8 protein-coding genes are annotated in these 7,298 nt (G+C 32.8%); all 8 read right to left on the minus strand.

From position 1 onward, the window contains the following. On the minus strand, positions 1-720 hold a 720-nt coding region (locus tag VIL26_02065; protein ID HEY8389730.1), incomplete at its 3' end, for an NAD-dependent DNA ligase LigA. Further along, entirely contained in the window at positions 713-2,929 is a 2,217-nt protein-coding gene (locus VIL26_02070; GenBank protein ID HEY8389731.1) for a UvrD-helicase domain-containing protein, read from the minus strand. The genes VIL26_02070 and VIL26_02065, both read right to left, overlap by 8 nt. A gap of 3 nt (positions 2,930-2,932) precedes the next feature. Then, positions 2,933-3,226, minus strand: a complete 294-nt coding sequence (locus VIL26_02075) for a YerC/YecD family TrpR-related protein (protein ID HEY8389732.1) — start codon at positions 3,224-3,226, stop codon at positions 2,933-2,935. Positions 3,227-3,375: 149 nt separating this feature from the next. Next, entirely contained in the window at positions 3,376-3,771 is a 396-nt protein-coding gene (locus VIL26_02080; protein HEY8389733.1) for a metal-dependent transcriptional regulator, read from the minus strand. A gap of 64 nt (positions 3,772-3,835) precedes the next feature. Beyond that, positions 3,836-4,621, minus strand: coding sequence for an SDR family oxidoreductase (locus tag VIL26_02085; protein HEY8389734.1), 786 nt, complete (start codon positions 4,619-4,621; stop codon positions 3,836-3,838). Between the two features lie 105 nt (positions 4,622-4,726). Continuing rightward, entirely contained in the window at positions 4,727-5,239 is a 513-nt protein-coding gene (locus tag VIL26_02090) for a hypothetical protein (protein HEY8389735.1), read from the minus strand. 88 nt (positions 5,240-5,327) lie between these two features. Next, positions 5,328-6,128, minus strand: a complete 801-nt coding sequence (locus VIL26_02095; GenBank protein HEY8389736.1) for a lysophospholipid acyltransferase family protein — start codon at positions 6,126-6,128, stop codon at positions 5,328-5,330. Beyond that, positions 6,110-7,298 (minus strand): glycosyltransferase family 2 protein (locus tag VIL26_02100; protein HEY8389737.1); only part of this gene is annotated, 1,189 nt, incomplete at its 5' end. The genes VIL26_02100 and VIL26_02095, both read right to left, overlap by 19 nt.

Consider the following 7,298-nt stretch of genomic DNA (forward strand, 5'->3'; position numbering starts at 1 on the left):
AGTCATGAAACGGTTTTTTGCCAAGAACTCCATCATTTCTGTTTGGGAATTAATTTGGCCGCCTTCCATATAATTGACATTATAAAAATATATATCAAGATTGCGTTTTGCCGTAACTTTGGGATCTAGATTTCTAATCGCCCCAGCTGCGGCGTTTCTTGGATTTTTTAATACTTCTGTCGCTGTTTTGTTATATTCATTAAATACAGAAGTTCTCATTATACCTTCGCCTTGAACTTCTATAAGACCTTCATAATTAATTCTCAAAGGAAAACTCTTAATGGTCCTTACCTGTTGGGTAACATCTTCGCCCACCTCTCCGTTGCCTCTTGTGGTGGCTCTAACAAACAGTCCATTATTATATGTCAAACATAATGTTAGTCCGTCGAGCTTATGCTCAACGGTAAGAACAGGTTCTTTACCTTTCAAAGATTTTACAAGTCTAGAATACCAGCTTTTTAATTCGTCTTTTGATTGTACTTTATCTAGAGAGTAAAGTTTGGCTATATGTTTGTGTGTTCCAAATTTTGAAATAGGTTCTCCGCCTATTCTTCTAGTAGGCGAATCTTCCAAAACAGTGCCTGTTTCTCGCTCCAGTTTTACCAACTGGTCGTATAAAGCATCGTATTCCTTATCACTGATTATAGGATCATCAAGAACATAATAATGATAAGCATATAGATTGAGCTTATCAACAAGCTCTTTCATTTCATTATTCATTGATAATCTCCAATGGCGCAATAGCCAAAATAAGATTTTTTATTCCAACCTGCTCAAAATCAATCTTCGCCATAGCGTTATTACCTTCGCCATTAATACTCAAAATAGTACCTATACCATAAGCTCTGTGCTTTACCTTAACACCCTGTGCATAATTTTTGTCAACAGCCACAGTATTTATCTTTGAAGGCTGTTTATGCACAGTAGGCACATAATCTGTTTGAGTATTTATTGTAGCATTAATCTTATATTGATTATTATCAGTTTTTGAATAATTTTGTCTGTACGCGGTAAAATTATCTTTTCTTGTTTTTTGCTCTTCTTCATCAATAATTTCATCTAAAAAGCGTGATTGAAAGTGATCTTCTCTATTTCCATATAGATATCTTACCCTGCAATGAGTCATAAAAAGTCTTTTTTGAGCACGAGTCATTGCAACATACATTAGTCGTCTTTCTTCTTCTACATCGTTATATCCACTTGCTCTCATAACCGGGAATATTCCTTCTTCTAGTCCAGTGATAAAGACGACTGGAAATTCAAGACCTTTTACAGAGTGTATTGTTGCCAAAGTTACTTTATTATTTACTTCGTCATAAGTATCAATATCAGACTGCAAGCTTATAGAAGTCAAATAATCATTCAAGTCATCAGTTTCATTTTCTTCTACAAACTTAGCAATAGAATTGAGCAATTCATTAATATTAAGTTTACGGTTATAATTTTCTTCGTTATCTTCACTATATACTTGCCAAATTCCTGTTTCTTCAACCACAAATTCAGCAGTCTTTTGCAAACCGTTTTCATTATAATAGCTAATAATCTTTTTTAACAGCTCGCCAAAAGGTCTAAGTTTCTTAATAAGCTGGTTAGGCAAATCCTGATTTTCCAAATCTATCAAAGCATTGCGCATACTGATGTTTTGAATATCACAATAATTTTGAAGCTGCTTTACTGTGCTGTCACCCAATCCGCGTTTAGGGAAATTAATAATTCGCAAAATTGCGCCATTATCATTAGGATTGGCAATAACAGTCAAATACGCCAAAATATCCTTAATTTCTTTTCTGTCATAGAATTTTATAGTTCCATAGACATCATAAGGAATATTATAGTTCATCAACTTTTCTTCGAAGTTTCTTGTCAATGCGTTAAGTCGTACCAATATAGCAATATCATTGTATTTATATCCAGCATAATCTACCAAACTCTTAATTGTGCTAGCGATATACTCGCCTTCTTCACTTTCATTAAAGGCCGTATATTTTTCTATCCTTACGCCTTCTTCATTTTCTGTCCATAGATTTTTAGTGATTCTGTTGGTATTATACGATATAAGATTATTGGCAGCTTTTAGTATCTTTTTGGTTGAGCGATAGTTCTGCTCTAGTTTGAATATTTTGGCATCATAATCTTTTATAAAATCTCTGATATTACTTATATTAGCACCGCGCCAACCATAAATGCTCTGGTCCTCATCTCCAACTATGAATATGTTTTTATGATAACTGCCTAAAAGTTTCACTAACTCATATTGAATTTTGTTAGTATCCTGAAATTCATCAACACTGATATATTCAAATCTTTTTGAATAATGCTCTAAAACATCTTGATTGGTTGAAAGCAATAATCTTGTTTTGATTAATAGGTCGTCAAAATCCAAGGCGTTATTTTTTTTGAGATGATTTTCATAAGCCTCATATACTTCATAAATTAAGTCAAAGTTGGATATATCTCTATATTCCAAAGCAAAGTCTTCTAATGAAAGACCATCATTTTTAGATTCCGAAATAAGATATCTTATTGTCTTTAAATATTTATCAGGATCGATTTCTTTATCTTTTAAAATGCTTTTTATAACTCTGCTTTGTTCAGCTTCATCATAAATAGAAAAATTCTTATTATATCCTTCCAGCTTATCAATATTTTCTCTTAATATACGTGTACATAATGCATGAAAAGTCATTACCCACATATATTTTATGTCATGTATCAAGCCGGAAAGTCTAGTCTTCATTTCGTTGGCTGCCTTATTGGTAAAGGTAATAGCCAAGATATTATAGGGACTTACTCCCTGTTCAATTATATATGCGATTCTATATGTCAAAAGCCGTGTCTTGCCGCTACCTGCTCCTGCTGTAACAAGAACCGCACCCTTAGTGCATTGTGCGGCTTGTCTTTGTTCGTTATTAAGTACTGACCAATCCACAGCTTACTTGCCTTTAAGCCGTTGAATAGCTCTTTTATAACCGTTTTCGCCATAGTTCAAGCATTTATGTACACGGCTGATAGTTGCAGCGCTTGCTCCGGTTTCTTCGGTTATAGCAGTATAGATTTTACCCTCGTCCAACATAAGGGCAATTTCAAATCGTTGTATCATTGCATGTATTTCAGCAACGGTACACAAATCTTCAAAAAAATCATAACATTCATCAATTGTTTTTAATGACAAAATTGCTTCAAATAGTTTGTCTGCTTGAGGAGATTTAAATTTGTTTGATGACATTTGTTTTTTACCTCTTTAAAGTATTTTAGCAAAAAAGTGCATATCAGTCTAGCATAAAAAGATCATTTTTCTCATTCGTATTTATTATGCCCTTCAGTAAAAATAGGCATAAAAAAACAATCCGACTAAGGATTGCAATTTTTTATTTTTTATCGATCGGCTAATTTGTTAAGCAATATATTCATTTTGGTAACAGTGTCATCGCTGATAACATGTTCAATTTTGCATGCTTCAACTTCGGCAGTTACTTCATCAACACCTAAAACTTTAATCAAAAAAGCCTTAATATTAGTATGTTTAGTCAATACATATTCAGCCCTGCGTTCACCAGCTGGAGTTAATTCAACAAGACCGTATCTTTCTTGATTAACCAATCCTTTTTCTTTTAATAAAGCTATTGCATTATTAACACTCGGCTTTGCTATTCCTAACTCTACCGCAATATCGGTAACTCTTACGCTAGAATTAAGTCTTCTTAGGTTATATATAGCCTCTAAATAATCCTCTAGTGATGGGGATATTTTTTTATCAAAACCTTTATTCATTATATCGATATAATAATATAATATTCAAAAAAAGTCAAGTTGACTATAAATTACAGCAAAACTTTTATTCTGACCTTCTTTTTTGAATCTTATATACCATATTTCGTACTACACGTTTGGGAAGTAATTTAACGCCTATTGTTGCGATCTTGTTAAAGAATCCTGGAACAGCTATAACCTTTCCTTTTTGCATCTTTTTATATGCAAACATAGCAACACTTTGCGCACTTGCAACTTGAAGATTAACAAACAATCCTGACATTCCCAAATTAGCGGCTTCAGTAAAATTGGTTTTTGTAGGTCCAGGGCAAACAGCAGTAACTGTAACTCCTGAATTTTTAAGTTCGCGGGAAATGGCTTCTGAAAAAGACAATACATAGGCTTTTGACGCATAATATACTGCCATCAAAGGACCAGGCTGAAAACTTCCTAACGACGCAATATTTAAAATCTTGCCGCTTTTATTTTTTATCATATCGGGCAAAAACAAACGAGTCATTTTGGTCAAAGCATTAATATTGAGTTCTATCATATTGGATAATTTATTCAAATCCGCATTATAAAACTCTCCAAAATCACCAAATCCAGCATTATTAACCAAGACATTAATTTTGATATTTGCGTTTTCAAGCTCACCAAAAATCTCGTTTGGACTTTCAACTGCGGACAAATCTTTTACAATATTATAGACTTTAATATTATGTTGATTTTCTAGAGTGTTTTTTAATTCGTTTAATTTATCACCACTTCTTGCAACCAATACAAGATCATAACCGTTCATTGCAAAAATCTTGGCAAGCTCATATCCTATACCGCTGCTGGCACCTGTAATTAATGCTGTTTTGTTCATATTTTTGCACCTCTTATTTATTATGATAAGATTATTTAATTTTAAAGTCAACCTAATAAAAATAAGGGTTTGTAATTGCTCTACAAACCCTGATTAATAACATTTTTAGCCTTTTATTGAAGCGACCTTAGAATTTCGTTCATAAACTTTAATAAGTTTTGGACGCGTATATCTCTGAATCAAAATAGGCAAAATCTGCAAAAAGCAATTAACTATTGCCACAGGCAAAGCAAAAGAAAGCATAAATTTAGGCGAAAATACAAAAATAACAGCAAAACCTAATACTGCAGAAAGAAAATGCAATACCTCGGCATAGCATGTTTCTACCATAAATTTGAAGATATATTCATTATTGCCAATATCAGCTATTTTATCTTTTTTGAAATTACAAAGCTGTCCCATTTCGGGAATTTTGTCTTTCCATTTTCTTATGCCTATTTTTTCGTATAGGCCTCTTTCAAAATTCCATACCTTATATATCTTGTTAAATGGATTAAACCATTTCTCTGGCAATTTATGTATTATAAAAGCTACAACTGCATCTATAAGAAACTCTATAACCGCACCTGCAAATGCCAAAAAAATAATATATGGAATGCTCAAGTTAAATAAGCCCATAGTAAAAATGATATTAAAAACAGATATCAATACTATGCTTGAAAATATTATAAAAAGATAAATAAACACTCAACATTTTTCCTTTGTATTAATCTTTGGTATTATATTCTACTTTTTTTCCATAAACCTCAAAATATTTGTTACAGCACATTTCATAATTCCTGTTTTTCATATATTCAATGTTTTCTTTATTATCTAGCTCTTTTTTGGGATAAATCGGCTCCATTATGTGCAGAGTAAAATATTTATCCTCCATTCCGTTTTCGTCAAATTTCCCGGAGTTTCTGAATGTAATAAACATTGGTATTATAGGTACATTATGCTTTACTGCGTAATGAAAGGCTCCGTTTTTATATGGTCTGGGCTTATCATACATGTACCACATGGCTTGCTCAGGATAAAATAAAATATAATAATTCTTTTTAAGCAAGTATTCAAAAGCGCGGTTAAACCTTTTCATGTCCTCATATTTTGAACTAAACGGCATCAAACCACCAGCACGCATCATCTCGCCTAAAAATCCTTTTCTATTATTAAACTCGGCAGCCGTAATTCTTAACTTATGTCCCCTTAAACCGTATTTAGCCACAAGGCAATCATACATAAAAATATGATTGCATGTGACTACTGCGGATTTTATACCTTTTAGATTTTCTCTTCCCAAAACTATCGTTTTAGTAACTTTTTTGTTAAGCCGTAAAGTAAAAGGTTTTACTATAAATGTGTTTTGGAAAAAAATCTTTATTCTTTCAAAACCTTTCTTTATATAACTAAATTTCTCTATAGGTAAAATAATATCATAATCAATAGGATTTAGATGCTGGTCAAATTGACCGTTAGCTTCTAATTCTTTGATCTTTTCTTGCACATCTAATCTTGCGGCAGGCATGCCACTTCTCCTTCATCATCTGAAATAGGTTCAACCATTGGTTCAGCATTTTGGGCAGGTGCCATTTTATAATCAATTCTGTCAATAACTTCCCACCCTCTGTTGCTTGAGAAGAATAATGCCTTGGCGATGATAGGAATATAGCCCATATAAAAGACAGGATGAACAAACAACAACACAATCTTTTTAAATATAGATATAGGCATATTCTTTCTTTCTACTATAAGACAGAACAGCGTTAAAATCAAGAAAGAAACATAAATTATTCCTATAGCTATGCCGCTAAATATCAGCGATCTTAACCATAAAGGATTTTTCAAAATAAATAAGACAACTGCTGTAATAAACTGCAATATAGAGAACACTACACATGTACCTATATAATAGAATACAGGCCACAAAGCTAAAACGTAATATTTGTTTCGCTTATCCTCTTTGGTTACAGCTGCTCTTTTTACACGCTTAGCATATAACCTTTTGCTGTCAACAACGCCAGTCAACCATCTTCTTCTTCTCTTATTAGTTATTTTTAGACTAGTTGATTCTTCCATATACAAAATTGCATAAGAATAATAAAATGTGCTTATTCTTTTTACCATGCAATCAAACATCAATTCAATGTCTTCGGTAAGAGTTTGTCTATACGGCCAGCCGCCAAGCATTTTGACAACATCGCTTCTTAGCATAATGCCTGTACCAATAGTCATGCCTGTTATGCCCTTATCAGATTTGTATCTGTTACCCATGTCGTCAATGATTGTCCAAATAAGTCCATTACAGCTAGCAGACAAGCTGTTTGCTTTTTTGTGCTTGATATGGTAATTTTTAACAATTTTTTTGGCTTGAATAATCTGTTTGCCGCTTGCCATTGCATTGTTCATTTCTTCTAAGAACTTCTGGTCAAGCATACAATCGGCATCAATTATAACATAAGCATCGTATTTGTCAGGATAAAAAGAAAGAATATCTTTGAAACAAAAATCCAAAGCATCGCCTTTGCAGGTTTGGTTGCTTGCAATATGAACCGTTGCATTTGATTTCTTGGCAATTTCTATAGTAGGATCATTGCTTTCCTTTACTATAACATGAACACCAAAATGCTCTTTAGGATATGTTTGACGATTAAGACAATCTAACAAATCCCCAATTACCTTGCTTTCATTTCTGGCA

The organism is Clostridia bacterium, from assembly GCA_036562685.1.
GTDB lineage: Bacteria > Bacillota > Clostridia > Christensenellales > DUVY01 > DUVY01.